Origin of the sequence: Serratia sp. 2723, from assembly GCF_050434425.1 — a bacterium.
GTDB lineage: Bacteria > Pseudomonadota > Gammaproteobacteria > Enterobacterales > Enterobacteriaceae > Chania.
Window position 1 is genome coordinate 1 of sequence record NZ_JBNDIN010000034.1, and the last position, 1194, is coordinate 1194.

Below are 1194 nucleotides of genomic sequence, written 5' to 3' on the forward strand. Positions count from 1 at the left end.
GGATGGCCGGTAGCGGCAAGTTGCAGGTCAAATGGGGCAACGCCGCGTCGCAACAATGCTACGTGTCTTACAGCGTGCCGGAGCAAAAAGATGGCACCGGGATCCGTTTGATGAACGGCCAATGTTTATAAAGGCTTTAATGATGAATAAATGGAAATCGTTAGTGCATTATTCAGCAATCGGGGGCGTTATCGTCTTGGGGTTGGGGTGCCTGTCGTCGGCGCAGGCCGCCGTCGGGCAGTGCGAACCGGCAGGCTCGACGATGAATTATCACTTTACGTTTAATCAGCTGTTCGACCATCCGGACAAGAACACCGCGGGCAAGACTTTTTATGAGGTGAATAAGGCCGAAAATGTGTGGCAGAACGAGGGGGACGGGTATCAGGTCAACTGCGACTGCGGTAGCGCAACTCAGATGAAAGAGTCGTTTATTATGGCGGTCCCAAGGGGGGCGCCTCTGCCGGATGGGGATGGCAGTAGGCAGTTCTATTCGTTGAGCGGCAGCGAGGATTTTTCTGCTGCGATGGAGGTGTATATTGCCGGTGCGGTCAATCGATATTTCCCTGTGCCTTTTCCCGGTAACGGATGGAAGGGGAATGGTTTTTATAACCGGCCTCAGAATTGTAAGGGTGTGACCTATGATAGTGGCGCGCAAGGGTTGGTTCATCTTTATTTCAGACAGGCAGTCATTGGCACGTCGACCATAACGCATTCTCCCTTGTTGGATGTCTATATCAACTCGGATCCCAATATAGGCCGGGGGAGCAGGCCAACGGCCTCAGTGAGCATGAGCGGTACGATCACCGTGCCGCAAAAATGCGAACTCAAAAACCCGATGATTACCGTGCCCTTTGGCACCATTATGTCCTCCGATTTTAACGTTAAGGGCCAAAAGCCAAGTACCGTCCAGATGCATGAGGAAACCCTGTATCTGGAGTGCACCAACCTGTCGACGCGCGCAAAAATCAGCTTGCTGTTTGAGGGGGAGGTGAATCCTCATGATCCTACGGCCCTGAAGACCACCACCACCAATGGGTCGGTGACGTCGAATAATGATGATATTGCGATCAGAATTGAAGAAAAGCGTAACGGGAGTACTCAGGTTATTGTGCCCGGGGACAAACTGTCCATGACAATGAATGGGTTGGGCAATATCGATAGTGATAGTCAGACGACATTGAATTTCTATCCTAT

2 protein-coding genes are annotated in these 1194 nt (G+C 51.5%); both read left to right on the forward strand.

The window, feature by feature from the left end:
* Positions 1–2 precede the first annotated feature (2 nt).
* Positions 3–131 carry a FimD/PapC C-terminal domain-containing protein gene (locus ABIE29_RS23380; protein WP_429621731.1) on the forward strand — a complete coding sequence of 43 codons (129 nt, stop codon included), beginning with the start codon at positions 3–5 and terminating at the stop codon, positions 129–131.
* Between the two features lie 8 nt (positions 132–139).
* Positions 140–1194 (forward strand): fimbrial protein (locus tag ABIE29_RS23385; protein ID WP_429621729.1); only part of this gene is annotated, 1055 nt, incomplete at its 3' end.

What these genes read in the sequence shown, in the direction of transcription:
- ABIE29_RS23380 (WP_429621731.1), top strand. Translation starts at nt 3, where the DNA reads ATGGCCGGTAGCGGCAAGTTGCAGGTCAAATGGGGCAACGCCGCGTCG.